The organism is Janthinobacterium sp. 75, from assembly GCF_004365495.1.
Classification (GTDB): domain Bacteria; phylum Pseudomonadota; class Gammaproteobacteria; order Burkholderiales; family Burkholderiaceae_D; genus Janthinobacterium.
This window is the reverse complement of record NZ_SORD01000001.1, coordinates 2,809,233-2,835,126: the sequence shown is the minus strand read 5'-3', so window position 1 is coordinate 2,835,126 and position 25,894 is coordinate 2,809,233. Positions and strand designations below refer to the sequence as shown.

The following is a 25,894-nucleotide window of genomic DNA, read 5'->3' as shown; positions in this document are numbered from 1 at the left end:
CATAAGTAATACCTGAATGTCCCGCCCCGGCGGGACATTTTCATTTCCGACTAGCAACTTCAATCGTCCCGCAGCCTTACGCCATCCTGTCCTATACTGGATGGCATGAATACTCCTCCCGTATTGATCGTCGGCGCCGGTCCTACCGGCCTCATGCTTGCCCTGCGCCTGGCGCGCCATGGCGTCGATTGCCGCATCATCGATAAAAACAGCGGCCCCGGGCAAGCGTCGCGGGCCATGGCCGTGCATGCGCGCACGCTGGAGTTTTACCAGCAGCTGGGCTTTGCCGACGAGCTGGTCAGCCTGGGCATCAAGATCAATGCCATGCACATCCACGAAGGGGGAGAAGAACTGGTGAAACTGGCGCTGGGCGAGATCGGCGAAGGCCTGAGTCCCTACCCTTTCGTGCTGAGCCTGCCCCAGGACGAGCATGAGCGCTTTCTCATCAGCAAGCTGGCGGCGGCCGGCGTGCATGTGGAATGGAATGTGGCGCTGGACCTGTGGACGCAGGACGATAGCGAAGTGCAAGCCATCCTGCTCAAGGATGGCGAACGCCAATATTGCACGTTTGACTATATTTGCGGCTGCGATGGCGCCCGCAGCGCCGTGCGCGAGATCGCCGGCTTCGACTTTTCCGGCGGTACTTACGACCACCTGTATTACGTGGCCGATGCGCAAGTGGCCGGCAGCAATACGGATTTGCACGCCCACCTGGGCGCGAATTCTTTTGCGCTGATGTTGCCCGTGCGCACGAGCGGCATGCAGCGCCTGATCGGCATCCTGCCTGACCGCCCGGACGGCGCGCCGCCCCCCGTGTTTGACGATGTGCGCGAACAGGTGCAAGCCTTGCTGGGCATCCAAGTCGAACACGTGAACTGGTTTTCCACGTACAAGGTGCATCACCGGGTGGCGGCACAGTTTCGCGAACGGCGCTGCTTCATTCTCGGCGACGCGGCCCATTTGCACAGCCCCGTAGGCGGCCAGGGCATGAACACGGGCCTGGGCGACGCCGTCAACCTGGCCTGGAAACTGGCGCAGAAACTGCACGGACAAAGCAACGACGCCCTGCTCGACACCTATGAAAGCGAACGCATCGTGTTTGCCCGCAAGCTCGTCGCCACCACGGACCGCGCCTTCCAGGCCATCGTCGCGCAAGGCATGGCCGGGCAATTCCTGCGCCGCTGGCTGGTGCCCCATGCGCTGCCCTTCCTCTCGGGCTTCGGGCGGGCGCGCCGCTTGCTGTTCCAGACCGTGTCGCAAATCCAGATCAGCTATGAAGACAGCGCCCTCTCGGCGGGCCACGCGGAATACCTGCGCGGTGGCGACCGCCTGCCATGGTTCTCGGACGGCACGCAAGACAATTTCACGGCCTTGCGCAGCATGGATTGGCAATTGCACATCTATGGCGAAGCGGCGCCCGAATTGCTGGCCGAGGCGCGCGTGCTGAAACTGCCTGTGCATTGCTACACCTATAACGTGGCCGCCAAGCTGGCCGGCCTGGGCCGCGACACCGCTTACCTCGTGCGCCCGGACGGCCACATCGCGCTGGCGCTGCACCAGCAGGAAAGCGGCGGCCTGCGCGCGCTGGCCTTGAGACTGGGCCTGCATTTCGGTCCGGTAGAATCAGGGAAGACGGCGCCACGGCCCGTGTAGGGGAAATCACTGGGGCGTGTTGCACTGCCGCATCGACTGCGCATCGACTGTATAATGGCGGCTACCATCGCATTTTTCCCTGGCGCAAGCGCCGCGATCAAGCGAACCGCATTCATTCCCCTTAGCCCTACCCATGACGACCATTACACTCTACGGTATCCCCAATTGCGATACCGTCAAAAAAGCCCGCACCTGGCTGGCCGCGCAGCAACTCGACTCCACCTTCCACGACTTCAAGAAGCAGGGGCTGGAACGCGCCACCGTGGAAGCATGGCTGCAGCAATTACCCTGGGATGTGCTGGTCAACAAAAAAGGCACGACCTGGCGCGCCCTGTCCGACGAGCGCAAGGCCGCCACCGTCGACGCGGCCAGCGCGTTGACCCTGATGCTGGAAAACCCGTCCATTATCAAGCGCCCCGTACTGGACAAGGATGGCCAGTTCAGCGTGGCGTTTTCCGATGCACAGTACAAAGCCATTTTTTCAGTTTAAACCCGACACCTGCAAGGCTGGGGTCGTACGGGGACGCCGAGTCCCTAGGGTACGACCCCGCTCTACACCATGACCACCTCCAAAACCCTCGCCCTGACCGAAAAACTGATCGCCCTGTCCTCGGTCACGCCCGATGACAAGGGCTGCCAGCAGCACCTGATCGACCTTCTCACGCCGCTGGGCTTTGTCTGCGAAACGATACAGTCGAACGACGTCACCAACCTGTGGGCCCGCCGTGGCACGACCTCCCCCGTGTTCGTGTTTGCCGGCCATACGGACGTGGTGCCCACAGGGCCCGTCGAGCAATGGCGCTCGCAGCCCTTCATCCCCACCCGTCGCGACGGCAAGCTGTACGGCCGTGGGGCGGCCGACATGAAGACCTCGATCGCCGCCATGGTGGTGGCCTGCGAGGAATTCATCGCCGCCACGCCCGGGCATACGGGTTCCATCGCTTTCCTGATCACCAGCGACGAGGAAGGCCCGGCCACGGACGGCACCGTCATCGTCTGCGACAAATTGAAGGAACGGGGCGAGCAGATCGACTATTGCCTGGTGGGCGAGCCAACGTCGAGCGCGCAGCTGGGCGACATGATCAAAAATGGCCGCCGCGGTTCCCTGTCGGGCCGCCTGACGATCAAGGGCGTGCAAGGCCATATCGCCTACCCGCACCTGGCGAAAAACCCGATTCATGAAGCGGCGCAGGCGCTGGCCGACCTGGTCGAAGAGAAATGGGACGCGGGCAACGAGTATTACCTGCCGACGTCGTGGCAAATGTCCAACATCAACGCGGGTACGGGCGCCAATAACGTGATTCCGGGCGACATGGTGATCGATTTCAATTTCCGCTTTTCTACGGCCAGCACGGCGGAAAACCTGCAGGAACGGGTGCACGCCATCCTCGACCAGCATGACTTGCAATACGATTTGCAGTGGACCCTGAGCGGCCTGCCCTTCCTCACGCCGCGCGGCACCTTGAGCGATGCGCTGTCCGCCGCCATCCTGGAAGAAACGGGCATCACGACGGAGCTGTCGACCACGGGCGGCACCTCGGATGGCCGGTTTATCGCGCAAATCTGCCCCCAAGTGATAGAATTCGGGCCGCCCAATGCCAGTATTCACAAGATCGACGAGCACATCGAACTGCGCCACATCGATCCCCTGAAGAATATTTACCGGCGCACGCTGGAGCATTTGCTGCCCGTCTGAACCAGAATACCGAGGCCCGTCACGGCGGGCCAGAACACCGTCTTTTCGAGAATGCCATGACCCCGAACCCGTTTTCCACGCCACGCGACCTGCTGCGCTACGCCGTTACCCGTTTTAATACCGCCAAGCTGTTTTTCGGCCACGGCAGCGCCGAAGCGTTCGACGAAGCGGCCTATCTGATCCTGCACACCTTGAAGTTGCCGCTCGACAAGCTTGAACCGTTCCTGGACGCGAAGCTGCTGCCGTCGGAAATCGCCAGCGTGATGACGGTCATCGACCGCCGCAGCATCGATCGCGTGCCAGCCGCCTACATCACCAAGGAAGGCTGGCTGGGCACGTATAACTTCTACGTGGACGAGCGCGTGATCGTGCCACGCTCCTTCATCGCCGAGCTGATCCCCGAATACTTTTCGCCATGGGTGGCGGAACCGGAAGCGGTGGAAAACATCCTGGAACTGTGCACCGGCTCGGGCTGCCTGTCCATCATGATGGCCGACGCCTTCCCGAACGCCAGCGTGGACGCCGTGGACATTTCCGCCGACGCGCTGGCCGTGGCCAAGCGCAACGTCGACACGTATAAACTGCAAGACCGCGTCAAGCTGATCGAATCGGACCTGTATACCAACGTGCCGGCCAAGAAATACGACTTGATCATCAGCAACCCGCCGTACGTGAATTCCGCGTCGATGGGCGCCCTGCCCCAGGAATACCTGGCCGAACCGCAAATCGCCCTCGACGGCGGCAGCGACGGCATGGACCTGGTGCGCAAGATCATCGCCGGTGCGGCTGAACGCCTGACGGACGATGGCATCCTGATGATTGAAATTGGCAACGAACGCGCCTACGCGGAAGCGGCCTTCGGCGAGCTGGGCCTGACCTGGCTGACGACGAGCGCTGGTGACGACATGGTATTCCTGCTGACGGCCGAGCAGCTGAAGCTGGCCTAATTGACTACCGGGGTCAGACCCGCCGGGTCTGACCCCAGCCTCTACAAAGAAAAAAATGATACGTTTCCTACAAGTAAGCCTGATGCGCGGCATCAAACCGTTGCTCGAACAAGTCGATGTCACGCTCAACCCGGGCGACAAGATCGGCCTGATCGGCGCCAATGGCGCGGGCAAATCGAGCCTGTTCGCCATGATGCGTGGCGAATTGCACCCTGACCAGGGAGAGATCGATTTCCCGGCCAAATGGCGCGTGGCTTACGTGGCGCAGGAAACGCCGCCGCTGGATCGTGCCGCGCTCGACTATGCGATCGATGGCGACATCACCCTGCGCAAACTGGAAGCGGAACTGGCGCGCCTGGAATCGGAGCCGGCCACGTCGGAAAACGGCATCGCCATCGGTGAAATCTACAGCGCCATGGCCGATGCCGACGCCTACACCGTGCAGTCGCGCGGCGAGCAATTGCTGCTGGGCCTGGGCTTTACCCTGGACCAGATGCAGCAACCTGTCGCCAGCTTCTCCGGCGGCTGGCGCATGCGCTTGAACCTGGCGCAAGCGCTGATGTGCCCGTCCGACCTGCTGCTGCTCGATGAACCGACCAATCACTTGGACCTGGACGCCATCATCTGGCTGGAAGACTGGCTGAAACGCTACGCCGGCACCTTGCTGATCATTTCCCATGACCGCGACTTCCTCGACGAAGTGGTCAACGTGGTCGTGCATATCGACGAGCGCAAGCTGAAGCGCTATTCGGGCAACTACTCGAGCTTCGAGCGTCAACGCGCGGCGCAGATGATCCTGGCCGCCGGCGCGCTGGAAAAGCAGCAGCGCAAGCGTGCCCACCTGGAATCGTTCGTCAACCGCTTCAAGGCGCAAGCCTCGAAGGCGCGCCAGGCGCAAAGCCGCATGAAGGCGCTGGCAAAGATGGAAGAGCTGGCGCCATTGCGCGCCGCCGCCGAATTCTCGTTCGAATTCCGCGAGCCGCTGTCGGCCCCGAACCCGCTGCTGGTCATGGAAGACGTCGATGCGGGCTACAAGATCGAAAACGAAGCGACGGGCGAAATCACGCATAAAACCATCGTCAATGGCATCAAGTTTTCGCTGCAGATCGGCCAGCGCATCGGCCTCCTGGGCCAGAACGGCGCCGGCAAGTCGACCCTGATCAAGACCATCGCCGGCGAACTGATGCCGCTGACGGGCGACGCCACCATGGGCAAGGGCTTGAACATCGGCTACTTCGCCCAGCACCAGGTGGAAATGCTGCGCCACGACGAATCGCCGCTGTGGCATCTGGCCAAGATCGCCCCGACCGTGCGCGAGCAGGAACTGCGCAACTTCCTGGGCGGCTTCAACTTCCCCGGCAATATGGTGACCGCGTCGATCGCACCGTTCTCGGGCGGCGAAAAAGCCCGCCTGGCGCTGGCCCTGATCGTCTGGCAGCGTCCGAACTTGCTGCTGCTCGATGAACCGACCAACCATCTGGATCTGGAAACGCGCGAAGCGCTGACGGAAGCCTTGGCCCAGTTCGAAGGCACGCTGGTCGTCGTTTCCCATGATCGCCATTTGCTGCGCGCGACCACCGACGAATTCATCATCGTTGCCGACGGCAAGCTGCAACCGTTCGACGGCGATCTGGACGACTACAAGGACTGGCTGTTCAAGACCAAGCTGGGCAAAGGCACGGATGTGCTGCCGGCCGCCGGCAAGGCCAACAAGACAGACTTCCCTGTGACCTCTTCCGTCCCTTCGCCGGTAGCGGCCGCCCCTGCCGCGCCCGTGCGCGACAAGCGCCAGGAAGCGGAAGACCGCCAGAAGGCTGCTGCCCTGCGCAAGCCGATCGAAAACAAGATCAAGCGCCAGGAAGAGCAAATTGCCAAGCGCAACGCGCAAAAGGCGGAAACGGAAGCCAAGCTGGGCGAGCCGACCATCTATGACGCGGCCAACAAGGCCAAGCTGAAGCAGTTGCTGGCTGACCAGACCTTCTTCACCAAAGACCTGGCGCAACTGGAAGCGGAATGGCTCGATCTGCAGGATCAGCTGGAAAAGCTCGGTTAATCAAGTGACGACAAAAGGCGACCCTCGGGTCGTCTTTTTTTTCAGGCTGCTTGCATGGGGCTGGGGCTGCGGATGGCCATCAGGCGGTCGATATCGACGAGGATCAGCCGGCGTCCCGCCACCATGCCCAGGCCCATCAGGTAATCGGCTCCCACCTCGCCCAGGCCGGGTACGGTGGCGATGTCGGCGGGCGCCAGGCTGACGATATCGGTAACGCCATCGACCACCATGCCCATCACGCCATTGCTCAGCTGCAGGATGATCACGTCGGTGGACGGGTCGGGCGCGCCCCGGGTGCTGCCGAACGCGGCGCGCATGTCGACGATGGGGATGATCACGCCGCGCGAGACGGCCACGCTGTGCAGCACCTCCCCTTCCGAGGAAAAGCGATCGAGTTCCTTCAGCGGGCGCCATTCCCGCACGCAGCGATAATCAAGGCCGTATTCCAGGCCGCCCAGCCGGAAGCTCAAGTACTGCGTCAGGTATTGCTCCGTTGCGGCGCCAGGCGTAGTTGTGGGCTGCATGGTGATCCTTTCATCCGGTAAGCGCTGCCAGAATGCGCAGTGGCGCAACGTTGGCCCCATGCTAACCAGCATCGCCGCTCCCGGCGTTGAGAAACATCAACTTTCCCGGGAGCCATGCTTAGCCTCCGCCCCCAGCCTTGCGCCGCCGCAGCCATCTTCCCTTACAATAGCCACATCGTTTTCCCACAGGCAGGCCATGCAACACCTCGTCAATCCCGCTGAAGTTGAATTCTCCGCCATCCGCGCCCAAGGGCCGGGCGGGCAGAACGTCAACAAGGTTTCCAGCGCCATCCATTTGCGCTTCCCCATCGCCGCCTCGTCGCTGCCGGAAGCGTACAAGGAAAGGCTGCTGGCCCTGCGCGACAGCCGCATCAGCAAGGATGGCGTGCTGGTGCTCAAGGCGCAGCAGTCGCGCAGCCAGGAACAGAACAAGGAAGAAGCCTTGCGGCGCCTGCAGGAAATCATCGACAGCGTGACCTTTCTGCCTGCCGTGCGCCGCGCCACCAAGCCCACGCGCAGCTCGCAACGGCGCCGCCTCGACAGCAAGAGCACGCACAGCGTGCTCAAGCAGTCGCGCGGCAAGGTCACAGACTGATTACGGCGCTGGCTGGTACGTCCAGTCCAGGCTGCCGCTGCTGTCCGCAAACACGGGCTGCGTGGCTGGCGTGGCGCTGCGCAACAGCGCCTTGATCTCCTTCGGCGGCCGGTCGTAGACCTTGGCCGGCCCGGGCGGCACGACCATGGCGCGCACGGCCGTTTCACCGTCCACCAGTCCCAGGGTGCAACGCGACTGGCCCGCCGTCGCTTGCCGCTGCTGGCGCAGCTGCTCCACCAGCGCCAGCATTTGCGCGTGCAGGATTTCCGACTGTTTTACTTCCACGCGCAGGCGCGCCACTTCTTTCAAGACGGGGGCGATGCGCGCCGCCAGCTTGTCGTACTGCGTTTGCTGCGCCGGCTGCAGCTGCAGCTCGCCGCGCCGCAGCTGGCCCGCCAGGGTCAGGTAGTTGCGCACCTCGGGCAATTGCGCGATGGCATCAATTTCCTGCTGGCGCTTGTGCTGCGCCTGCTGATATTGCGCGGCCCGGGCCAGGCTTTCCGCGATCTTTTGCTCCAGGCCACTCAAATCGGGCACCAGCGGGAACAGCAGCATCTCCACCTGCTTGCGGGGACCGGCGCTGCCGATGCGGATGGTGCGTGCCGCCACGGCACAGCCTTCGGCCAGCTCGATGACGACCTCGTCGGCGATGATCTCGCAATTGCTGGCATGGTCGATCACCACGCGCGTGCCGGCGATGACGCAGCTTTCGGCACGCTTCAAATGCACTTCGCCACTGAGCGCCTGCAGCACGGAACCGGAAGCGACGCCCTCGACGCGCACGTCGCCGTGTTCATTAAAAGCCGTGCCGCCCACCAGGTTGCGCTGTAACCATATCAGCCCGCCATGCGAATGCAGATGGCCGTACACGTCGCCATGGATGGTGATGTCGCTGCCGTCGACCTGGCGCTGCTCCTGCACTTCGCCATACTCCTCGTACGCGGCGCGCAGCTTCAAATTGCCCGTGGTGCGGCTGCTGACGCCTTCGCGGCTGACGATCTTGTTTTCGATGGAGAGCTTGCCGTGCGCATCGACATTCACATAGCCATCCTGGGTGGCCACGACGTAATCGCCATCGCTGAAGCGCTCGACCGCCGTGCCCACACCTGCCACCGCCGCCGGGTCCAGCTCCAGCGGCGCGGGCGGCGGCAGCAGCGTGCCGTCCAGGTCGTAGCCGGGCAAGCCGGGCGCACCGGGCAACAGCCGCAGCAGGCGCGCGTGTTTTTTCACTTGCGGAAAGCGGTTCTTGAAACTCAGCAAATCCAGGCGGCCGTCGGAGCGTTCGCGTGGCGCATCGTCGCGGTGGATGCCTTGCGACACTTCGACAAACCGGGCGTCGCGCCCCGGCTGGGGCGGCAGTGCGCGCGCCACCGTGATGCGCTCGGCTTTGCCGCTGCCGAGAATGGCGCGCACGGCAGCGCCATCGATGCCATAGTGCACGCCCTTGCACCACAGGTCGGCCACCAGTTCGTCAAACTCGCGGCGGGCAGGCACCTGGCCCTGCGCGTCAGGCGCCAGCGCTTCAAAGTAAAACTCGGCGCTGTCGCCGCGGATCTTGATTTGCTTGTACAGCGCGCGACGCTGGGGCGGGAATGGCGCCACGCGGGAGGCGATGCGCAGCAAGGCGTCGCTCTTGGGCGCGGCGTGGGGCGCGGGGGCATGGAACAGGGTCAGCAGGAACAAACCGTAGTCGAGACCCGCCAGCAGCTGCCCCGACTGGAACAGCTGGTCGACGGCGGCGCGCAACTGCGCGGGCGACATGGACAAGTCCAGGCACACGCCCTCGTCGCGCTGGACCAGGCCATGCGGCAGGCCGCCTGCGGGGGCCGCATCAGGAACAGGTGCGTCGTCGTCGCTCACCACTTGCCTCCCCCAGCAACACAGTCATAGAATTGCCTCAATGCACTAGAACAATATCACGGGGCGTGGCCGTGTGCATGACTCGGCAAAAATGTGCCGCCAGATGCAAACAGGGCCATGTCTTGCGAGATGGCCCTGTCGGATGGGGTGGGGGATGCCTAAGTAACCCCCAATAAATTATTCTGTTTTCTGACTTCCATAACCGGCGCTGTGCGGTGTTGCCCGCAGCTAGCAGTGCTCGCACTGCGTCGCTGCGGGCGCCTTGCACAGCATCCGGTTCTGTTCGTCATAAATTCACAATAATTTCCCGAGGATTACTTAGCGGCGCGGGGGATTGGAGTAAATATCCTGGCCCACTTCGTTGATCTGGCGGCGCAGGTCGCGGCGCTCGTCGGGCGTCATGCGACCCGTGCGGCGCGAAGCCTCGGCGCCTTCGCTGGCGCGGCGCTGCTCTTCGGCGCGCGTGTCGAAACTGCGTGCATCACGCTGTTCGCGCAGTCGCGTATCATTGCTATTGCTGCGCTGTACCTGTTCATAGCGCTGGGCCTGCACTTGCGGCTGGTCTTCACGGCGTGGTGGCGGCTGGTTTTGTGCCAGCGCCAGGCTAGTGACGAGCACGGAGCAAACGGCAAATGCGGAAAGCACAGTCGTACGTGCGGCAATAGCTGCGCTGGGAGCGGCGTGAATTTTTTTAGTAAAGATATTCATTGAGTTCCTCTTCCGCGATGCCGTATAAACTTAAAGCTGATTTCCACTGTGGCCCCAGTGTATGATGCTTTACACGGTGCAGTAAGAGCAAATGGGTAAAGTTTGTAACACTTTGTAATGGGTCGGCATACCCCCTTGCCGACACCGCGCGAGGCGTTACTATAGCAACTAATATACGATAACACGACACCTTAAATGACCACAACCTCCACTTCCGGCAGCAATACGCCTACGCAATCGATCCACGGCCACCAGGCAAAAATCATGGTGGTCGATGACGATGTGCGCCTGCGCGACCTGCTGCGCCGCTACCTGACTGAACAGGGTTTCAATGTCTTCACGGCAGAGAGCGCGACGGCCATGAACAAATTGTGGCTGCGCGAACGCTACGACTTGCTGGTGCTCGATTTGATGCTGCCCGGCGAAGACGGCCTGTCGATCTGCCGCCGCCTGCGCGGCGCAGGTGACCAGACACCGATCATCATGCTGACGGCCAAGGGCGAAGACGTGGACCGCATCGTGGGTCTGGAAATGGGTGCCGACGACTACCTGCCGAAACCGTTCAACCCGCGCGAACTGGTGGCCCGCATCGGCGCCGTGCTGCGCCGCAAGGGTCCTGATGAAATCCCGGGCGCGCCGTCGGAAACACCGCAAACCTTCGAATTCGGCGACTTCGTGCTGGACCTGGGAACGCGCACATTGAAAAAGAATGGCGAAACGGTGCCACTGACGACGGGCGAGTTTTCCGTGCTGAAAGTGTTTGCCCGCCATGCGCGCCAGCCGCTGTCGCGCGAGAAACTGATGGAACTGGCGCGCGGCCGCGAATACGAAGTGTTCGACCGCAGCCTGGACGTGCAAATCTCCCGCCTGCGCAAACTCATCGAACCAGACCCGTCGAGTCCGCTGTTCATCCAGACCGTGTGGGGTCTGGGCTACGTCTTCATCCCGGACGGACAGCCGCGCTAATCGCAGGCGAGGCATGATGAAGCTTGTTCCCGATATCAGCCTGGCGCGGCTGAAAAGCGGCCTGTTCTGGCGCACCTTTTTGCTGCTCGGCACCTTGACCACGGTCAGCATGATCACCTGGATAGGCATGATTTCCGTCATCCAGCGCGAGCCGCAGGCGCAGCAGATTTCCGCCCAGATCATTTCCGTCGTCACCATCACGCATGCGGCACTGACGCACTCGGCGCCCGAGCTGCGCCGCGAGCTGCTGTTCGACCTCGTCAGCAACGAAGGCATCCGCATCTTCTCGCTGGAAGAGGACGACCGCATCGAGCCGCCGCCCGACAATTACCTGATGCCCGAGATCGAGGCGCAGGTGAAAGCCAAACTGGGCAAGGACACGCGCTTTTCCGCGCGCGTCAACGGCGTGGCCGGCTTCTGGGTCAGCTTCAAGATCGACGACGATGAATACTGGCTGATGCTGGACCGCGAGCGCCTGCGCGGCTTGACGGGCTTCCAGTGGCTGGGCTGGGCCAGCCTGGTGTCTTTGCTGTCCCTGCTGGGCGCGGCCATCATTTCCAGCCTGATCAACTTACCGCTGTCGCGTTTGACAGCGGCAGCGCGCGACATCGCCAAGGGCAAGCAGCCGGCGCCGCTGCCGGAAAAAGGCCCGATCGAAATCATCGAGGCGAACCGCAGCTTCAACCAGATGGTTGATGATTTAAAACAAGTGGAATCGGACCGGGCCGTGATTTTGGCGGGCATTTCGCACGATTTGCGCACGCCGCTGGCGCGCATGCAGCTGGAAGTGGAAATGGCGAATCTGTCGGACGAGGCGCGTATAGGCATACAGTCCGATATCGGGCAAATGGACGCCATCATCGGCCAGTTCCTCGACTACGCCAAGCCGACGGAAGCGTCGAGCTTTACGGACGTGGACCTGAGCGGCTTGCTGGGCGACATGACACGCGAAGCCATGCGCCTGCAGGACGTGACGATCAATGCCACCATCGCCGAAGGCGCACATGCGATGGGCAACCCCACCGACCTGCGCCGCGTAATGAACAACCTGATCGAGAATGCGCGCCGCTATGGCAAGACGCCGGGCAGCGAGATGACGGAAATCGACATCGCATGCCATGTGCGCACCAGCCACGGCGCGAAAAAGGTGATCATCGAGGTGCAAGACCACGGCACGGGCGTGCCGGCGGAAAAGATCGAGCAACTGATGAAACCCTTCACCCGCCTCGACACAGCGCGCGGCCAAGCCAATGGCGCCGGGCTGGGCCTGGCCATCGTCGACCGCGTGCTGCTGCGCCATGGCGCCGAATTGCAGGTGCGCAACCGCGAAGGCGGCGGACTGGCGTTTCAGATCAGCTTGCCAGCGGCGTAACAAATAATCGGGCCTGCTCACTCCGGTGTTTGCGCCAGCGGTGCAGGCGATGCAGGTCGGATTAGCGGGAACCGCGTAATCCGACAAGAACAGCCAACAATGTTGTCGGATTACGGCCTTACGGCCTCATCCGACCTACGCTGCCGACGCCGCTTCTTGCACCAGCAATTTATTCATCAGCAATTCTGTCGCCCCGTAGCCGTACAGGGAATCACTTTCCATGCCCGGCGTATCGAAGGGTATCGATTCCTCGCGGTTCAGCTTGGCAGGGTCGGCGTCCGCATAGCTGGCGCGCCAGGCGCGCTGCAGCGATTCATTGCGGCGGATAAAGGCCGGCATGGGCCAGGCATCGCGCTCCCAGTGCAAGCTGTCGCCCAGCAGGGGCCAGCGCTCGTTGAGCAGGGCCATGTCGCCCGTGCGCAGGCGGCGCACGGCCTGTTCCGGGCGCAAGCCTTCCAGCTCTTCCAGCGCAGGCAGGCTGTCGCGTTTCGGCCCGAACATATACGCCAGCATGATACGCCCGGCTGGCGCCCGGCGCGCCACCACGCCGACGGCATAACCGCCGCCCGGCAAGGGCACGGCAAACCAGCTGCCTTCTCGGTATGGTAATGATCTCATCGTTGCAAACTCTCCCAAAATCGTGTTCGGGGCACAGTCTACGCGAAGAAAGGCGAAAGTGGCGCATGGTACACCACAGCAACAAACCAATAGTTACAATATTTTCTCGTCATAGTGATATTGGGCAACAATCGGTCCCGCCTTGAACAGCGCTTCCTTCATGGCCGTGTCCAGGCGCGCATCGCGGCGGCGCATCCATTCGAGCAGCATGGCCGCTTCCTTGCGGCTGGTATCTCCCGCATGCGCCAGCACGCGGCGCAGTTCCGGGTCCGTGCACGCCTCGAAACGCTGGCTGTTCAAGTCCAGCGCCTGCAGCGCGGCGATGGTGGCGCCGATGGCGCGGTGCATGTCGAGTGCCGTGGCCGGCAAGCCGGATTCTTCCAGTGGGACGGTGGTCATGCGCATTCCTTTTCGCGTGGTGGTGACATCGGCTGCATTCTCCACCGCGCGAGCGAAAAGCTCAAGCGTCCACGACACGTTTCCCCCCGTTCGGCCATAATCATGATTCAGCAATAGCCTAAACCTCAGCGGCAGGAGCCCCATGTTCAATTTCGACTTTTACAATCCGACGCAAATCCTCTTCGGCCAGGGCCAGATCGCCGCCATCGCCAGCCTGATCCCGCCACAGGCACGGGTCCTGATGACCTACGGCGGCGGCAGCATCAAGCAGAACGGCGTCTACGATGAAGTCAGGGCGGCGCTGGCCGGCCACACAGTGCTCGAATTTGCCGGCATCGAACCCAATCCCAGCTATGAAACCCTGATGCAGGCCGTGGCCATGGTAAAAAGCGAGCGCATCGATTTCCTGCTGGCCGTCGGCGGCGGCTCCGTGGTCGATGGCACGAAGTTCATCGCCGCCGCCGCCCTGCATGAAGGCGAGGCCTGGGATATCCTGGCGAAAGGCGGCAAGGTCGTCGAGGCCGCCCTTCCCTTCGGCACGGTCTTGACCTTGCCGGCCACGGGTTCCGAAATGAATGGCTCGGCCGTGATCACGCGCAAGGCCACGCAGGAAAAGCGCTCGTTCATGAGCCGCAAGGTGTATCCTAAATTTTCCGTGCTGGACCCCTCGAAGACGTTTACCTTGCCGCTGCGCCAGGTGGGCAATGGCGTCGTCGATGCGTTTGCGCATGTCATGGAACAGTACCTGACTTACCCTGTGAACGCGTCCGTGCAGGACCGCTTTGCCGAAGGCATCCTGTTGACCCTGATCGAGGAAGGCCCGAAAGCCCTGTCGCACCCGGACGACTACGATGTGCGCGCCAACGTGATGTGGAGCGCCACCCTGGCCTTGAACGGCCTGATCGGCGTGGGCGTGCCGCAGGACTGGTCCACGCACGCCATCGGCCACGAATTGACGGCCCTGTATGAGCTCGACCATGCGCAAACTCTGGCCATCATCCTGCCCAGCATGCTGCGCGTGCGCAAGCAGGCCAAGCGCGCCAAGCTGCTGCAATACGCGGCCCGCGTCTGGGGTCTCGATGGTGGCGACGAGGATGGCCGCATCGAGGCAGCCATTGCGCGCACGGAATTTTTCTTCCGCCACATGGGTGTCAAGACGCGCCTGGCCGACTACGGCCTGAACCACGCCAGCGTCGACGCCGTCGTGTCCGCCCTGGAAGCGCACGGCATGACGGCACTGGGGGAACAGCGCGACATCACGCCTTCCGTCAGTCGCAAGGTGCTGGAATTGAGTCTGTAAAGGCCTGGCCGGCCTACAGTTTGCGCAGGATGTCGATGCCCTTGTTGAGGGTGAGCGCACACAGCAGGCCGGCAAACACCCCGCACACGGGCGGGCGTTCAGCGGTCAGCAAGGCGAGCAGCAGCAGCGGCCCGACGAACACATGGTACTTCTCATTCAGACGCAAGTTGATCCTGCGCATGTAATCTGCCATCGCCGTTTCCACATCGCAATTAGTAAAAACACATTTTTCCAGAAATGTTCGTCCGCGCTTCCCGTTCAGCCCATGTGTTGTAAAACGGTCAGCCAGTGGGACAGCTGGCCGTGCTTCATGCTAAGCTCTCGGTTCGCTAGGGGTCCTGGAGCAGTCATCCGGGTGAGAGATACCCTTCGTACCTGATCTGGATAATGCCAGCGAAGGAAAGCGCAAAGTACCTCCCTCCTTTGATAGCTCCTGCGTTGGCGCCAGCCGAACAAGCAGCCTGCCGTACTTTTTCCAAGAGACGGCTTGAACCACGAGCAATCTATGTCCACACCGAATTTATCCGTTTCTGTTCTGACCCTGGCGATCCTGCACGCGTTTACCGCGCCCGCCCTGGCCGCAAATGACACCGCCGAAGTGCAGGCCGACACGCAAAGCATGGCCGAAGTCGTCGTCACGGCCAGCAAGGCGCCGGCCGCCAAGCGCGCCTCCGTGGGCGGCTTTTCCGACGCGCCCCTGCTGCAGACGCCGGCGTCCGTCACCGTCATTTCGCAAAAAGACATGCAGGACTTGCAAATCCGTAATCTCAGCGATGCCGTCAAGCTCGACACCAGCATCAACGACGCCTACAACGCCGTCGGCTATGCGGAGCAATTTTCCATCCGCGGCTTCAAGCTCGACAACAATTCCAGCTACCGCAAGGATGGCGTGGCGATTCCTGGCGACACGCAAATTCCGCTGGAAAACAAGGAACGCATCGAAGTGCTGAAGGGCCTGGCCGGCTTGCAGGCCGGCGTGGCCGCGCCGGGCGGGGTGATCGACTTCATCGTCAAGCGCCCCACCGCCGCGCCATTACGCACGGTTACCGTGGAAACGCGCGAACGGGGCACCCTGTACGGTGCCGTCGACCTGGGCGGACGACTGGAAGACACGCGCTTCGGCTACCGCGTCAACGTGGCGGCCGAGCGCCTGCGCTCCTACATCAAGGGTGCGGATGGCAACCGCAAGTTCATTTCCGGCGCCTTTGACTGGCAAATCTCGCCGCAAGCGCTGCTGCAAATCGATGCCGACTACCAGGACAAGGCGCAGGCGACGGCGCCCGGCTTCCAGCTGCTGAACAACACCACCTTGCCGACCGGCATCAGCGCCGACGCCATGCTCAACCGCCAGCCGTGGACGCGCCCCGTGGAAACCGTCACCAGCAATATCGGGCTGCGCTTCCAATACGCATTCAGCGACGACTGGCATGCCACCTTGTCGGCCAACCAGCACTCGTTCAAGCGCGATGACTACACGGCCTTCCCGTATGGCTGCAGCGGGCAAGACCTGTACCCTGGCTTCTGCGGCAATGGCGACTTCGATGTGTATGACTACCGCAGCCTGGGCGAAACGAAAAAGCCCCTGAGCGCGCAAGCCATGATTCAGGGCAAGTTCGCCACCGGTGCCCTGCGCCACGAATTCACGGCCGGCGTATCGACCTTCCGCCGCAAGGACCGCGCCGGCCTGTACGTATACGACTGGGTGGGCGTGAGCAATATCTATCAGCCACAAATCGTCGGCACGTCGCCCGGCGTCACGGGTCCTGTGCGCCTGGTACGCAAGGATACGGAAAACTCCGTCTTCGTGCAGGATATCGTCAGCCTGGCGCCCAACTGGAAGCTGCACGGTGGCTTGCGTCATATCAATGTCGATGGCTACCAGTATGTGCTGAAGGCAGCCACGGAAATCCGCGCCAAGCATGACTTCCTGCTGCCCAACGTATCGCTCGTCTACACCCCGCTCGACAATGTCTCCGTGTATGCAGCCTACTCACAGGGCATGGAACATGGCGGCACGGCCGACCGCAAGGCGATGAATGCCAACGAAGAGCTGACGCCCAGCCGCTCGAAGCAGATCGAATTCGGCGTGAAGATGGATGTGACGCCCGACTTCATGGTGGCGGCCAGCCTGTTCCAGATCCGCAAGGGCCTGGAATTCCAGAACGCCGCCGGCTACTTCGTGCGTGAAGGCCAGGCGCAGCACCGTGGCCTGGAATTTTCCGCCCAAGGCAAGCCGACCCGCGACCTGAACCTGGGCGTCTCGCTCACGGCCCTGAACAGCCAGCAATCGAACACGGGCGAAGCGTCGCTCGACGGCAAGCGCGTGCCCAACGTGCCCGCCTTCAAGACCGCCGTGCATGCAGACTACGCCGTGCAACAGGTGGCGGGCTTGAGCGTCAATGGCAGCTGGGAATATGCGGGCAAGAAAGCGTTTGAGTACAACAACACCACTTTCGTGCCGTCGTACCACGTGTTCAACCTGGGCGCCGCCTACGCCACGCGCATCGCCGGCAAGACAGCCGTACTGCGCGCCGCCGTCAACAACGTGGCCGACAAGTTCTACTGGCGCGACGTGACGCCGGAATCGGACGGCTACCTGTACCCGGGCGCCAGCCGCACGTTCAAGCTCTCGGCGCAGTTCGACTTTTAATTGAGGGAAATGGCAGGCGCTGCAGCGAGCGCCTGTTGCAACAGGGGCGCCGCCTGTTCCAGGCGCGCCTCCAGGCTGTCGTGCAATACGTGATAGACGATACCACGCGCGTCGAGCGCGTCGAGCAGGTAGCGGTAGATCAGCTGGCGCACGGCTTCCGACTCGCGCTGCAAACCGTCGGCCACCCACGGGCTGTCGGGCGCCGTCACCAAGGTCACATCGTACTGCGTGGCATCGGCCAGCGCCGCCAGGGGCGCGTCCGCGCCATTAAAATAATGGCGGCTGTAGACCAGCGTCATCAAGGGCGTCGTGTCGCAAAACAGGAAGTGACGGGCTTGCGCGGCGGCTGCCGCTTCGCGTTCGACTTGTGTCAACGCAATGCCATACTGGTCGGCCGCGACGGGCACCCTGCCCTGGGTTTCGACGAATTCGCGCAGGTATTCAGGCACCCAGACGGTGCCGTAGCGCTCGGCCAGGGCGGCCGCCAGGGTCGACTTGCCCGACGATTCCGCGCCCAGGATCGCGACGCGCACGCAACGCTCCATCACTTGAGGACCATCGCATCAGGCGCGGCCGGCGCCGACTTTCTCCACGCCAGCAAGCCGATGATGGCCATCACCACGAAGAAGGCATACAGCACGGCCGTCAGGGTCAGGCCCTTGTGCAGATACAGCCAGACATACAGCACGTCGACGACGATCCAGGCGATCCAGTTTTCCAGCTTCTTGCGCGACAGCAGGAATTGCCCCACCAGGCTGCCTGCGGTGAGGAAACCGTCCGCATGGGGCACGTCCGTATCCGTCGTCGTCAGCAGCCAGGCAATGAGCAGGAAACCGATCAGCCAGCCCACGGCGCAGGCCAGCCAGCCGCGTCCATTCAGACGCGTGACGGGCAGGGTCTTGCCGCCGCTGGCCGGATGCAGCCACTGGTACCAGCCCCAGAACGAGACGCTGATGAACAGCAGTTGCAAGGCCATGTCGCCATACAGGCGCGACTCGAAAAACACGAAACCGTAGGCTGCCGAGGAAATGATGGCGAACAGCCACGCCCAGTGATTCTGGCGGATGTTCAGCGCAACGGTTGTCAGTGCCAGGACAAAGGAAATCAGTTCAAGCGGCGTGGTGGCAAAACCCAGCAGGAGAAGCGTATCGTTCATGGGAATCGTGATGAGGCTGGTGGCGCAGTATGCAATACCGGCCATGAATAAGCAAGATTGCCCGCGCCGTCACGCCCCCTCCCCCCTCAGGCAAAGCCCCCTTTGACGGCGCGCGCCAGCGAGCGCTGCACAATCAGCTTGTGAAAAGGCCGGATCAGCAGGATGTAGGCACGGCCCACCCTGTTGTGGCAATGCACGACGCTGGACACGGTGACGCTGCCATGCCGGCCCGCGCCACGGTTGCGCAGCACCGACAGGCGGAAATCGAGGTGACTGTCATCCTCGCCCAGGATGATTTCATCGTCGCTGACGGCAAAGATGCGGAAGATGCCAATGCGCTTGCCTGGCCTGGCTTCCATCTGCTTTGCCGTCCGGATGCCGAAGCGCGCCACGATGGCGTCGCGCAGCACCATCAACTTGCGCGCCCAGCCCGGCTGATTGCCCAGCAGCTGGCGCGCCAGGCTTTCCATGTCCAGTTCGCGCGCGCCCGCGTTCGGCAGGTCGACGGCATACGCATCGGCCAGGTTGCTGCCCGGGTACAAGGGGGCGATGCTGGCGCCGGGCGGCAAGGCCACGGCGCGGACGGCGATGTTCATCTCTTGCATGTGTGCTCTCCATGTGTTCAGTGATAACATGACCATCATACACGACAATGTGAACAGCGATAACATAGAATGACGACAACGAGTACCTATCATCACGGCAACTTGCGCGACACCCTGGTCGCCACCGCCATCGCGCAACTGGCGCAGCAGCACGACGCGGCCCTCTCGCTGCGCGAACTGGCGCGCACGGTGGGCGTATCGATCGCCGCCGTGTACCGCCACTTCCCCAGCAAGGAAGCCTTGCTGGCCGATGTGGCGGCGGCCGGTTTCGCCAGCCTGATCGCCAAATGGGAGGCAGAACTGCCACCGCCGGGCAGCCTGCCCGCGGAGCAGCGTTTTCAGCTGCTGGGCCAGCAATACATCGAATTCGCCCTGGCCGCGCCTGCCCATTACCGGCTGATGTTCGAACACCAGGACGTGCGCCAGTTCCCCGCCCTGCAGGAAGCGGCGCAGGCGTGCTTCCAGTACGTGCTGCAGACGGCCGGCGCGGCCGTGCGCGAAGCGGGCCTGGATCCCCGCTGGGACAAGGCCGCCGCCAGCGCCGGCTGGTCGCTGGGCCACGGCTACGTGATGCTGCTGCTGAGCGGGCGCCTGGCCATGGCGGACGGTGGCGACGATTTGTCGCCGGCCATGGTGCCGAGGTTTTTTCAATTGCCGGTGGAGGCGCTGCGGCTGGCCAGGGATACAGCGGGACAACCGCAATAAGATCAAATTGGCGCAGTGTTATCGGCAGGCGCCGACTTCAGGAGCTGATGATTCATGAATAACATATCGATAGATACGCTTTCCGTGATCGCCAGGCAATGCATTGCGGTCACGTGCCTGCAACGCTTTTGCCAGCGGCATGCCCTTCACCATCGGGCGCTGTCCGCGTTCGCCGGCCACGTGTGGGAGGTGGCGCAGGTCGAGCCCGGGGATTTTGCGGCCTGGGTGCGGGGCTTTGCGTCCTTGCCTGTGACGGGCATGGGAGACCCCTGGCCGGACGATCTCCGCATGGCCATGCCCGGGTACCTGCTCGGTGCGCTGGAGCAACTTGTCGGGCATGTGCTGGAAACGAGCGCCTGTACCTGGTATGGCGATGACCTGCCGGCAAGCCGGCGGCAGCTGGAAGCCGTCCTTGACATCTGTGTCCGGCATGAGGTGGCTGTACCGCAGCTTGAACACTATGTGCAGCACGATGCGGCGCTGCGTGGCGGCTGGGGGCCATTGCTGACGGACGGGGAAGTCCGGGCATGGCAAGCCCTGATATAGCATTCAGCCCGCAGTTGCCCCGTCTTGCATGGCTTTGCCCCCGGCCAGCCGCAACTGGTCGAGCAGACGTTCCTCTTCATCGGTATCGGCATCGACTTGCGTGACCACGGTCCAGAATCGCGCGCACGTCTTGATCTGGTCGAAAGCATGGCTCGTTTCAAGCCGCACCATCGTTTTCCTGAGACTGTGCAGATAGCCTTCTTCAATGGCGCCCAGCTGCTCGTCATCGGCGGCCTCGATCAGCTCGCGCAGCGCACCTTCGATCCTTCCGTGGCCGTCCTCCCACAGTTGGCCAATTTCCGGTACATCGTCTTCCATGCACTCGTTCGACCAGTCCGGAGGATAGTCATCGCGCTCCCGGTTATCGGGATCGGTGTCAAAGCTCAAGGAAATGGATGGAAACGATACGGCATTGAAGGCAAAGGCTGAAAATGCCTGATCCTTGAAAGCGGACGCGCCAAGCAGCGCCAGCGAGGCGCTGGCCAGCCTGAACCAGGTTGCTTCAACGTCATAGGCCGTTTCAAACGCGTGCCAATCCGGCGGCAAATCGGGAGTCTGGGGCATGGGGGCCTGTCAAAAAAGAATAGCGGTGGGTAGTGGAGGAATTATACGTGGCACAGCCAATGCTGCAGACGGTGGCGCGTGAACAGTGCGGGCGATGCCGGGACCGCAATCCGGCCGATTGCCAGTATGCGGAAAATGGCGCGGCCGGCGCGTCGCTGTGCAAGCCGGTGGGACGCAGCGCATAGTCGGCGGCCAGCAAATATGGTTCTTGTAACAGCGAGGCGGTGCTTGGCTGCGGGATGGCGGGCGGCGGGCGGACGCCCATGGCGGCGTCGAGCAAGCTCTTTCGTTGACCATCCCACGGCGGCAGATCGGCCGGTGGCAATGGCAGGATTTTATCGAGGTTGGGAAAGCGGCGATTGGGGTTGAAACCGAGGGCGTTACTAAGCATACGATATCGCTCTCCACGAGCCTTGTCCACATATGGCGCCAGCATATCGGCAAGATCAAAAGGCGAACCAAATTCAATTGCCAATGCATTTGCACAATCCTCACAACCAAACTTAACACCTTCATGCAATACCGTTAATGCACGACTTTTTGTTTCAGCGTTACGCGAGCCATTTATTTTTCCACTGGCGGCCCGTGGCGACACATACAAATAATGCAAATCAAATGCTGCGGGACCATGTCCTTGCCCAAATGCGCATTCCAGCATTTTTGTCGCTACCGGAATATTGGACCAGTAACCCGCCCCTTCACTGGCGGGTCCAACATTTAATTTATCCGCCAAAAATGCCATTGCCTGAGGATTTCCCATGACAGCAGCCTTTTGCCAGAATGCATAGGCGCGAGTGATGTCGCCGTCAACGCCGGTGCTATTCGCATAATACGTCCCCATTCGGTCATAAGCCGCCGGTATGCCCAGCCGCATCGCCTTTTCCACCAGTTGCACCGCTTCTTCCTCACCATGCAAGGGATCGCGTCCTTCCACATACAGGCTGGCCAGATTGAGCATCGCCTTCCAGTGCAATCGCTCTGCCGCTTGACGCGTCAGATCGACGATTTTTTTGTAATCGCGGTCTTCCACGAAAATTTCAGGATCTTCCATGGCGCGTGCTTCGAGGAACCAATCCTCGGCTTGCGCATCGATGGGCGGCACCTTGCTCGCCTCGATTTCGCAAATAAAATCCGCGACATGAGGATTGAAGAGCGGCAGACTTTGGTTGCGTGGCCAAACTTTGTCGTCTGGTACTTTGCAGGCAAGCAGGCAGCACAAGAAGACAAGCGATGCGAAGCGTCCTCTCGTGCCCGCCATGCTGGATTGATTGCTATCCATTGCATCCTCCATCGCTGCGGCATTGTGTTATCCAAGATCAGGAATGGACGCATCCATCAAATGCCACGTCACCTCGCCGTCAGGCAAGTCCAGCAGCCAGTCGCGGCGCGGTTGCGGGAACGGCGCGCCATGGGTCAGCCACGCCTGGCGCCAGTATTGGTTGACGGTGGCCTGCAGCGGATGGTCGGCTGCTACCCACGGTTGCCAGACGCCGCTGACCGGACAGGCTTGCCCGCAAGCGCAGCTCAATAAAGGCTCGGGGCGCGCCACCTCGCGCAGCAAGCCGTGCGCCGCGCGCGGTTCCACTGCCCCATGGTTGTGCCGTATCGTCAGGCACTGCTCCCACGTCACGGGGCCATAGCGACTCTTGCCATCGGCATCGAGCACGCTGAAATGGCGGAACTCTTCGCCTTTGCGAAATAGCCGGGCCGGCTCCGTCAAGCCCTGTCCAGCGGCCGGTTGCCAGTATGCGGAAAATGGCGCGGTCGGCGCGTCGCTGTGCAAGCCGGTGGGACGCAGCGTATAGTCGGCTGCCAGGAAATATGGTTCTTGTAACAGCGAGGCGGCGCTTGGCTGCGGGATGGCTGGCGGTGGACGGACGCCCTTGGCTGCATGCAGCAATGTATCCCTGTCGCCATTCCAGGGCGGCAGATCGGCGGGCGGGAGCGGCAAGACCTTGTCCAGATTAGGAAAGCGCGCATTGGGATTGAATCCCAGTTCACGATTAAGTACGCCGTAACGTTCCGCTCTCGCTTTATCAATGTAAGGAGCCAACATGGTTGCAAGATTAAATGGATCTCCGAACTCAATCTCCAGTTTGTTTGCGCACTTTTCGCAGCCGAATGCTACTCCCTCATGTAGAACTTTAAGAGCAAGTGCTTTAGTTTCTAGCGTACGCGGCCCGCTAACTCTCCCTGAGGCCATTCTCGGGGAGGCATACATGTAAGATAAATTATATGCAACTGGTCCGTACCCTTGGGAAAATGAACATTCCATCATTTTTATTGCAACAGGAATATTAGCCCAATACCCTGCGCCCTCATTTGCAGGGCCCACATTTAGTTTATCTGACAAAAAATCCATCGCTTGAGGATTACCCATCTGTGCTGCTTTTTGCCAAAAGGCATAGGCACGCGTAATGTCGCCGTTGACACCCGTGCTATTCGCGTAATACGTCCCCATCCGGTCATATGCTGCCGGAATCCCGAGCCGCATCGCCTTTTCCACCAATTGCACCGCCTCTTCCTCACCATATAAAGGATCGCGCCCTTCCACATACAGGCTGGCCAGATTGAGCATCGCCTTCCAGTGCAACCGCTCTGCCGCTTGACGCGTCAGAGCGACGATTTTTTTGTAATCGCGGTCTTCCACGGCAATTTCGGGATCTTCCATGGCGCGTGCTTCGAGAAACCAGTCCTCCGCTTGCGCATCGACGGGCGGCACCTTGTTCGCCTCGATTTCACAAGTAAAATCAGGAACATGCGGATTGAAAAGCGGCAGGCTTTGGTTGCGTGGCAAGACTTCTTTCGTGTCGTTTGACATTTTGCAGGCACCTAAAGAAAAACTCAGGATAACTGCCGTGATAAAAAATGGCAGGGGAAGGGGAAGGGGAAAGTTTTTATACTTTTTCATGCTCAACCCAAACGTAACGTTGAACTACGGTTATCTTCCAAGGGAAGCAAAAATCCGGTCATTTTCTTGTGGTCCGCACTTGTAGAATCAGATTTTTTCTTGCCACGGTTTTCTCCCATTAACTCCACCCATTTCCCGAACGCCGACACAATCTCCGCCTTCGTCCCTCCCCCGCCATCGACCAATCCGCCGCTATGCATGCGCCACACCCGCTTGCGCAAATCGCAGGCCACGCGGCGGTCGATGGTGGCGATATTGATTTCGCTGTCGACGGCCATGCTGCGCTGGTTCAGGTTGGCGCTGCCGAGCGTCATGAACACGTCGTCGACCAGCATCAATTTGGAATGGATGTAGATTTCACGGTAGCGCCAGCGGTCCTTGTCAAACGCGCTGACATTGAGCATGGCCACCGATACTCTCAGCCCGAATTCGCTCTCGAGCGTCATCACGCCGGGTTTGTTGATGCCGTTGGAATGCTGCACCACGTCGGGCAACTTGACTTCAGCCTCGGTGGAAATGCCGAATCCTGCCCTGACACGCCGGGTTTTCGGTCGCTTGTTATAGTCGTCGATCATGGTGTTTTGCCCCGTCATGCCAGCGTGTTGCCCCAGCGCCGCCAGCGTGTCATGGGTGCGCGGCACCATCTGCGCGCGCTCCGGCACCGGGATGACGATGAATACGTGCATGATCGGCATATCACGCATGGTCTTGCCAGCTTTCAGGCTTCCAGCCTTCCAGGCGGCGACCACCTTCTTGCGCTCGGCCAGCAAGTGCCGGGCCCAATCTTCATACTGGAAATACTGGTTTTCCACGTACAGGTAACCGGCCGCCAGGCTGGCCTGGGTCACCGCGCGAAAGTAGGTTTCCTTGATGGTCTTGTCTTGCTCCTCGGGCTGAGTCAGGACGATCTGCACGGTGGAGTCGTCCGGCCCGGCCTCGCGCAACAGCTGGGCCGGCGGGTTTTTACATGACGAATACCAACTCACGCATTCCCCGGCGGCCTGATGCGTGCGGTCGTCGATCGCGCGGTCCCATGCCTTCACGAAATTGTTGTACAGCGCGATCAATGCCTTGCCACCGTCGATGCGGCAGGCATAATCCTGGTACGGTTTCAGCGTGGAGAACCCGCCGTCCGCGGCCATTCCCTGCAAACACTCGCGCCGCTCGTTGACGCCGCCCTGTTCGCGGCGCGTGTCGTCGAGCAGATGGGCCGTCGTGTCCCAATAATCGGTCACCGAGTTCAGGCCCATTACATAGCCGACGGCCTTGGATCCCTTTTCGTGGGAGAAATCGATCAGGACCGGCTTCTGGTGATGCGTGCCCAGGTATTGCATGCCGGGCTTTTCAATTTCCCCCATCGTCAAGCCGTGCGGCTGGTTTATTTCGGTCGCGGTACTCTTGCTGATCGCGGCGCTGTCGCCGTGCCGCAAGCGAATCTCCAGGCCCTCCAACAAGCCATGGAACGCGGCCGCATACCAGCTGTGGCAATATTCTTCACGCGCCAGCATCGGGATATCCTCGGGCCGGACGATATCGCCCCTGAAAGCACTGCTTAAAACAAGTTTTTTCCTGACTGCCTCCTGCAACATCGCCAGGCTGGCTCTGGCGCTGATGTCGTCGGCGCGCTGTCCACCGGTTTTCCACGGCGAGGTGCCGTGCGAATAGCCCGGCATAGTACGCGCTATCGGCGAACCGATCCGGTCATACCAGACCAGCAGGCGCACCCTGACGTGACGCCGTGCGGCGGCGATCAGCAAGTCGCCAAACGTTTCGCCACGCGGCCAGGTGGCGCTGTTGCCGCGCACCAGTTCCATGCCCGGGTCGAAACCCCAGCAGCACAGGTCGATGGAATCTTTAGCCCTGGCGATCTCGGCGGCGATGTCGGCGAACCCTTCCTGTCCGCAAATGAACAGTGTCAGCTTGTTGTTATGTGTAATCGGATGAGTGGCCTTGCCCTTCAGGTTGCGGTTTTCCAGCAGCCACTGGAGCGAACTCGTCGCAGTGCGTCCGACCTCGTCGATGTGGGTGGTTTCGATGCGGCCGCTCGATTCCGGCATGGCGCTCTC

The 25,894-nt window shown here is 61.6% G+C and carries 25 protein-coding genes and 1 riboswitch; of the genes, 12 read left to right on the top strand and 13 right to left on the bottom strand.

Annotated features, from left to right (window positions below):
* Nucleotides 1-105: 105 nt before the first annotated feature.
* The 5 genes from C8C89_RS12885 (at nt 106) to C8C89_RS12865 (ending at nt 6,349) form a co-directional block, all read left to right on the top strand.
* Nucleotides 106-1,653, top strand: coding sequence for an FAD-dependent oxidoreductase (locus C8C89_RS12885; RefSeq protein ID WP_133990214.1), 1,548 nt, complete (start codon nt 106-108; stop codon nt 1,651-1,653).
* Nucleotides 1,654-1,786: 133 nt separating this feature from the next.
* Nucleotides 1,787-2,143 (top strand): ArsC family reductase, encoded by a 357-nt coding sequence (locus C8C89_RS12880; RefSeq protein WP_133990212.1) that lies wholly within the window; start codon nt 1,787-1,789, stop codon nt 2,141-2,143.
* Between the two features lie 69 nt (nt 2,144-2,212).
* Nucleotides 2,213-3,349, top strand: a complete 1,137-nt coding sequence (gene dapE, locus C8C89_RS12875; RefSeq protein WP_133990210.1) for a succinyl-diaminopimelate desuccinylase — start codon at nt 2,213-2,215, stop codon at nt 3,347-3,349.
* A 56-nt stretch (nt 3,350-3,405) separates the two neighbouring features.
* On the top strand, nt 3,406-4,296 hold the full coding sequence (gene prmB / locus C8C89_RS12870) for a 50S ribosomal protein L3 N(5)-glutamine methyltransferase (RefSeq protein ID WP_133990208.1): 891 nt from the start codon (nt 3,406-3,408) through the stop codon (nt 4,294-4,296).
* Between the two features lie 55 nt (nt 4,297-4,351).
* A complete protein-coding gene (locus C8C89_RS12865; RefSeq protein ID WP_166674723.1) occupies nt 4,352-6,349 on the top strand; it encodes an ATP-binding cassette domain-containing protein in 1,998 nt (665 codons plus the stop codon).
* A gap of 41 nt (nt 6,350-6,390) precedes the next feature.
* On the opposite strand, the gene C8C89_RS12860 is transcribed toward C8C89_RS12865, so the two are convergent.
* On the bottom strand, nt 6,391-6,873 hold the full coding sequence (locus tag C8C89_RS12860) for a chemotaxis protein CheW (RefSeq protein WP_133990206.1): 483 nt from the start codon (nt 6,871-6,873) through the stop codon (nt 6,391-6,393).
* A 196-nt stretch (nt 6,874-7,069) separates the two neighbouring features.
* On the opposite strand from C8C89_RS12860, the gene arfB reads away from it, so the two are divergent.
* Complete coding sequence (gene arfB, locus C8C89_RS12855) at nt 7,070-7,468, top strand: alternative ribosome rescue aminoacyl-tRNA hydrolase ArfB (RefSeq protein WP_034749850.1); 399 nt, start codon at nt 7,070-7,072, stop codon at nt 7,466-7,468.
* Here arfB and C8C89_RS12850 read toward each other — a convergent pair whose 3' ends face one another.
* Entirely contained in the window at nt 7,469-9,328 is a 1,860-nt protein-coding gene (locus C8C89_RS12850; RefSeq protein WP_243857996.1) for a flagellar assembly protein A, read from the bottom strand. It abuts the gene before it with no gap.
* A gap of 318 nt (nt 9,329-9,646) precedes the next feature.
* Nucleotides 9,647-10,036, bottom strand: coding sequence for a hypothetical protein (locus tag C8C89_RS12845; RefSeq protein WP_133990204.1), 390 nt, complete (start codon nt 10,034-10,036; stop codon nt 9,647-9,649).
* Between the two features lie 264 nt (nt 10,037-10,300).
* On the opposite strand from C8C89_RS12845, the gene ompR reads away from it, so the two are divergent.
* A complete protein-coding gene (gene ompR, locus C8C89_RS12840; protein ID WP_223278807.1) occupies nt 10,301-11,002 on the top strand; it encodes a two-component system response regulator OmpR in 702 nt (233 codons plus the stop codon).
* 13 nt (nt 11,003-11,015) lie between these two features.
* The gene (locus tag C8C89_RS12835; RefSeq protein WP_101482041.1) at nt 11,016-12,374 is read left to right on the top strand and encodes a sensor histidine kinase; all 1,359 of its coding nucleotides are present in this window, start codon (nt 11,016-11,018) and stop codon (nt 12,372-12,374) included.
* Nucleotides 12,375-12,509: 135 nt separating this feature from the next.
* Here C8C89_RS12835 and C8C89_RS12830 read toward each other — a convergent pair whose 3' ends face one another.
* A complete protein-coding gene (locus tag C8C89_RS12830) occupies nt 12,510-12,992 on the bottom strand; it encodes an Imm26 family immunity protein (protein WP_101482042.1) in 483 nt (160 codons plus the stop codon).
* Nucleotides 12,993-13,085: 93 nt separating this feature from the next.
* Nucleotides 13,086-13,391 carry a hypothetical protein gene (locus C8C89_RS12825; RefSeq protein WP_034750230.1) on the bottom strand — a complete coding sequence of 102 codons (306 nt, stop codon included), beginning with the start codon at nt 13,389-13,391 and terminating at the stop codon, nt 13,086-13,088.
* A gap of 142 nt (nt 13,392-13,533) precedes the next feature.
* On the opposite strand from C8C89_RS12825, the gene C8C89_RS12820 reads away from it, so the two are divergent.
* Complete coding sequence (locus C8C89_RS12820) at nt 13,534-14,691, top strand: iron-containing alcohol dehydrogenase (RefSeq protein WP_101482043.1); 1,158 nt, start codon at nt 13,534-13,536, stop codon at nt 14,689-14,691.
* Between the two features lie 13 nt (nt 14,692-14,704).
* Here the strand turns inward: C8C89_RS12820 and C8C89_RS12815 are convergent, their stop codons facing one another.
* Entirely contained in the window at nt 14,705-14,884 is a 180-nt protein-coding gene (locus C8C89_RS12815) for a hypothetical protein (RefSeq protein WP_133990202.1), read from the bottom strand.
* 128 nt (nt 14,885-15,012) lie between these two features.
* A riboswitch (TPP riboswitch) is annotated at nt 15,013-15,110 on the top strand.
* Nucleotides 15,111-15,196: 86 nt separating this feature from the next.
* On the opposite strand from C8C89_RS12815, the gene C8C89_RS12810 reads away from it, so the two are divergent.
* Nucleotides 15,197-17,341, top strand: coding sequence for a TonB-dependent siderophore receptor (locus C8C89_RS12810; protein WP_133990200.1), 2,145 nt, complete (start codon nt 15,197-15,199; stop codon nt 17,339-17,341).
* Here C8C89_RS12810 and C8C89_RS12805 read toward each other — a convergent pair.
* From C8C89_RS12805 to C8C89_RS12795, 3 genes are all read right to left on the bottom strand, one after another.
* The gene (locus C8C89_RS12805; protein ID WP_101482046.1) at nt 17,338-17,886 is read right to left on the bottom strand and encodes an ATP-binding protein; all 549 of its coding nucleotides are present in this window, start codon (nt 17,884-17,886) and stop codon (nt 17,338-17,340) included. The two genes, C8C89_RS12810 and C8C89_RS12805, sit on opposite strands and share 4 nt — an antisense overlap.
* A complete protein-coding gene (gene pnuC, locus C8C89_RS12800; RefSeq protein ID WP_133990198.1) occupies nt 17,886-18,497 on the bottom strand; it encodes a nicotinamide riboside transporter PnuC in 612 nt (203 codons plus the stop codon). Before pnuC ends, C8C89_RS12805 begins: the two co-directional genes overlap by 1 nt.
* A gap of 86 nt (nt 18,498-18,583) precedes the next feature.
* Nucleotides 18,584-19,102: a DUF2867 domain-containing protein gene (locus C8C89_RS12795; RefSeq protein WP_243857995.1), complete on the bottom strand. Its 519-nt coding sequence runs from the start codon at nt 19,100-19,102 to the stop codon at nt 18,584-18,586.
* Nucleotides 19,103-19,171: 69 nt separating this feature from the next.
* On the opposite strand from C8C89_RS12795, the gene C8C89_RS12790 reads away from it, so the two are divergent.
* Both C8C89_RS12790 and C8C89_RS12785 read left to right on the top strand, forming a co-directional pair.
* On the top strand, nt 19,172-19,807 hold the full coding sequence (locus tag C8C89_RS12790) for a TetR/AcrR family transcriptional regulator (RefSeq protein ID WP_101482047.1): 636 nt from the start codon (nt 19,172-19,174) through the stop codon (nt 19,805-19,807).
* Between the two features lie 54 nt (nt 19,808-19,861).
* Nucleotides 19,862-20,353 carry a hypothetical protein gene (locus C8C89_RS12785; protein ID WP_101482048.1) on the top strand — a complete coding sequence of 164 codons (492 nt, stop codon included), beginning with the start codon at nt 19,862-19,864 and terminating at the stop codon, nt 20,351-20,353.
* 3 nt (nt 20,354-20,356) lie between these two features.
* On the opposite strand, the gene C8C89_RS12780 is transcribed toward C8C89_RS12785, so the two are convergent.
* The 4 genes from C8C89_RS12780 to C8C89_RS12765 are packed head-to-tail and all read right to left on the bottom strand — an operon-like array spanning nt 20,357 to nt 25,885.
* A complete protein-coding gene (locus C8C89_RS12780) occupies nt 20,357-20,917 on the bottom strand; it encodes a DUF4303 domain-containing protein (protein ID WP_101482049.1) in 561 nt (186 codons plus the stop codon).
* Entirely contained in the window at nt 20,874-22,196 is a 1,323-nt protein-coding gene (locus tag C8C89_RS12775; protein WP_133990196.1) for a tetratricopeptide repeat protein, read from the bottom strand. The genes C8C89_RS12780 and C8C89_RS12775 overlap by 44 nt, the downstream gene beginning before the upstream one ends.
* Before the next feature lie 27 nt (nt 22,197-22,223).
* A complete protein-coding gene (locus tag C8C89_RS12770) occupies nt 22,224-23,828 on the bottom strand; it encodes a tetratricopeptide repeat protein (RefSeq protein ID WP_133990194.1) in 1,605 nt (534 codons plus the stop codon).
* Between the two features lie 2 nt (nt 23,829-23,830).
* Nucleotides 23,831-25,885, bottom strand: a complete 2,055-nt coding sequence (locus C8C89_RS12765; RefSeq protein ID WP_133990192.1) for a phospholipase D-like domain-containing protein — start codon at nt 25,883-25,885, stop codon at nt 23,831-23,833.
* Nucleotides 25,886-25,894 lie beyond the last annotated feature (9 nt).

What these genes read in the sequence shown, in the direction of transcription:
- C8C89_RS12765 (WP_133990192.1), bottom strand. Translation starts at nt 25,885, where the DNA reads ATGCCGGAATCGAGCGGCCGCATCGAAACCACCCACATCGACGAGGTC.
- C8C89_RS12785 (WP_101482048.1), top strand. Translation starts at nt 19,862, where the DNA reads ATGAATAACATATCGATAGATACGCTTTCCGTGATCGCCAGGCAATGC.
- C8C89_RS12780 (WP_101482049.1), bottom strand. Translation starts at nt 20,917, where the DNA reads ATGCCCCAGACTCCCGATTTGCCGCCGGATTGGCACGCGTTTGAAACG.
- arfB (WP_034749850.1), top strand. Translation starts at nt 7,070, where the DNA reads ATGCAACACCTCGTCAATCCCGCTGAAGTTGAATTCTCCGCCATCCGC.
- C8C89_RS12820 (WP_101482043.1), top strand. Translation starts at nt 13,534, where the DNA reads ATGTTCAATTTCGACTTTTACAATCCGACGCAAATCCTCTTCGGCCAG.
- C8C89_RS12810 (WP_133990200.1), top strand. Translation starts at nt 15,197, where the DNA reads ATGTCCACACCGAATTTATCCGTTTCTGTTCTGACCCTGGCGATCCTG.
- C8C89_RS12805 (WP_101482046.1), bottom strand. Translation starts at nt 17,886, where the DNA reads ATGGAGCGTTGCGTGCGCGTCGCGATCCTGGGCGCGGAATCGTCGGGC.
- prmB (WP_133990208.1), top strand. Translation starts at nt 3,406, where the DNA reads ATGACCCCGAACCCGTTTTCCACGCCACGCGACCTGCTGCGCTACGCC.
- C8C89_RS12860 (WP_133990206.1), bottom strand. Translation starts at nt 6,873, where the DNA reads ATGCAGCCCACAACTACGCCTGGCGCCGCAACGGAGCAATACCTGACG.
- C8C89_RS12845 (WP_133990204.1), bottom strand. Translation starts at nt 10,036, where the DNA reads ATGAATATCTTTACTAAAAAAATTCACGCCGCTCCCAGCGCAGCTATT.
- C8C89_RS12770 (WP_133990194.1), bottom strand. Translation starts at nt 23,828, where the DNA reads ATGAAAAAGTATAAAAACTTTCCCCTTCCCCTTCCCCTGCCATTTTTT.
- C8C89_RS12825 (WP_034750230.1), bottom strand. Translation starts at nt 13,391, where the DNA reads ATGACCACCGTCCCACTGGAAGAATCCGGCTTGCCGGCCACGGCACTC.
- C8C89_RS12830 (WP_101482042.1), bottom strand. Translation starts at nt 12,992, where the DNA reads ATGAGATCATTACCATACCGAGAAGGCAGCTGGTTTGCCGTGCCCTTG.
- C8C89_RS12815 (WP_133990202.1), bottom strand. Translation starts at nt 14,884, where the DNA reads ATGGCAGATTACATGCGCAGGATCAACTTGCGTCTGAATGAGAAGTAC.
- C8C89_RS12880 (WP_133990212.1), top strand. Translation starts at nt 1,787, where the DNA reads ATGACGACCATTACACTCTACGGTATCCCCAATTGCGATACCGTCAAA.
- pnuC (WP_133990198.1), bottom strand. Translation starts at nt 18,497, where the DNA reads ATGAACGATACGCTTCTCCTGCTGGGTTTTGCCACCACGCCGCTTGAA.
- C8C89_RS12885 (WP_133990214.1), top strand. Translation starts at nt 106, where the DNA reads ATGAATACTCCTCCCGTATTGATCGTCGGCGCCGGTCCTACCGGCCTC.
- C8C89_RS12835 (WP_101482041.1), top strand. Translation starts at nt 11,016, where the DNA reads ATGATGAAGCTTGTTCCCGATATCAGCCTGGCGCGGCTGAAAAGCGGC.
- C8C89_RS12790 (WP_101482047.1), top strand. Translation starts at nt 19,172, where the DNA reads ATGACGACAACGAGTACCTATCATCACGGCAACTTGCGCGACACCCTG.
- C8C89_RS12865 (WP_166674723.1), top strand. Translation starts at nt 4,352, where the DNA reads ATGATACGTTTCCTACAAGTAAGCCTGATGCGCGGCATCAAACCGTTG.
- ompR (WP_223278807.1), top strand. Translation starts at nt 10,301, where the DNA reads ATGGTGGTCGATGACGATGTGCGCCTGCGCGACCTGCTGCGCCGCTAC.
- dapE (WP_133990210.1), top strand. Translation starts at nt 2,213, where the DNA reads ATGACCACCTCCAAAACCCTCGCCCTGACCGAAAAACTGATCGCCCTG.
- C8C89_RS12795 (WP_243857995.1), bottom strand. Translation starts at nt 19,102, where the DNA reads ATGCAAGAGATGAACATCGCCGTCCGCGCCGTGGCCTTGCCGCCCGGC.
- C8C89_RS12775 (WP_133990196.1), bottom strand. Translation starts at nt 22,196, where the DNA reads ATGGATAGCAATCAATCCAGCATGGCGGGCACGAGAGGACGCTTCGCA.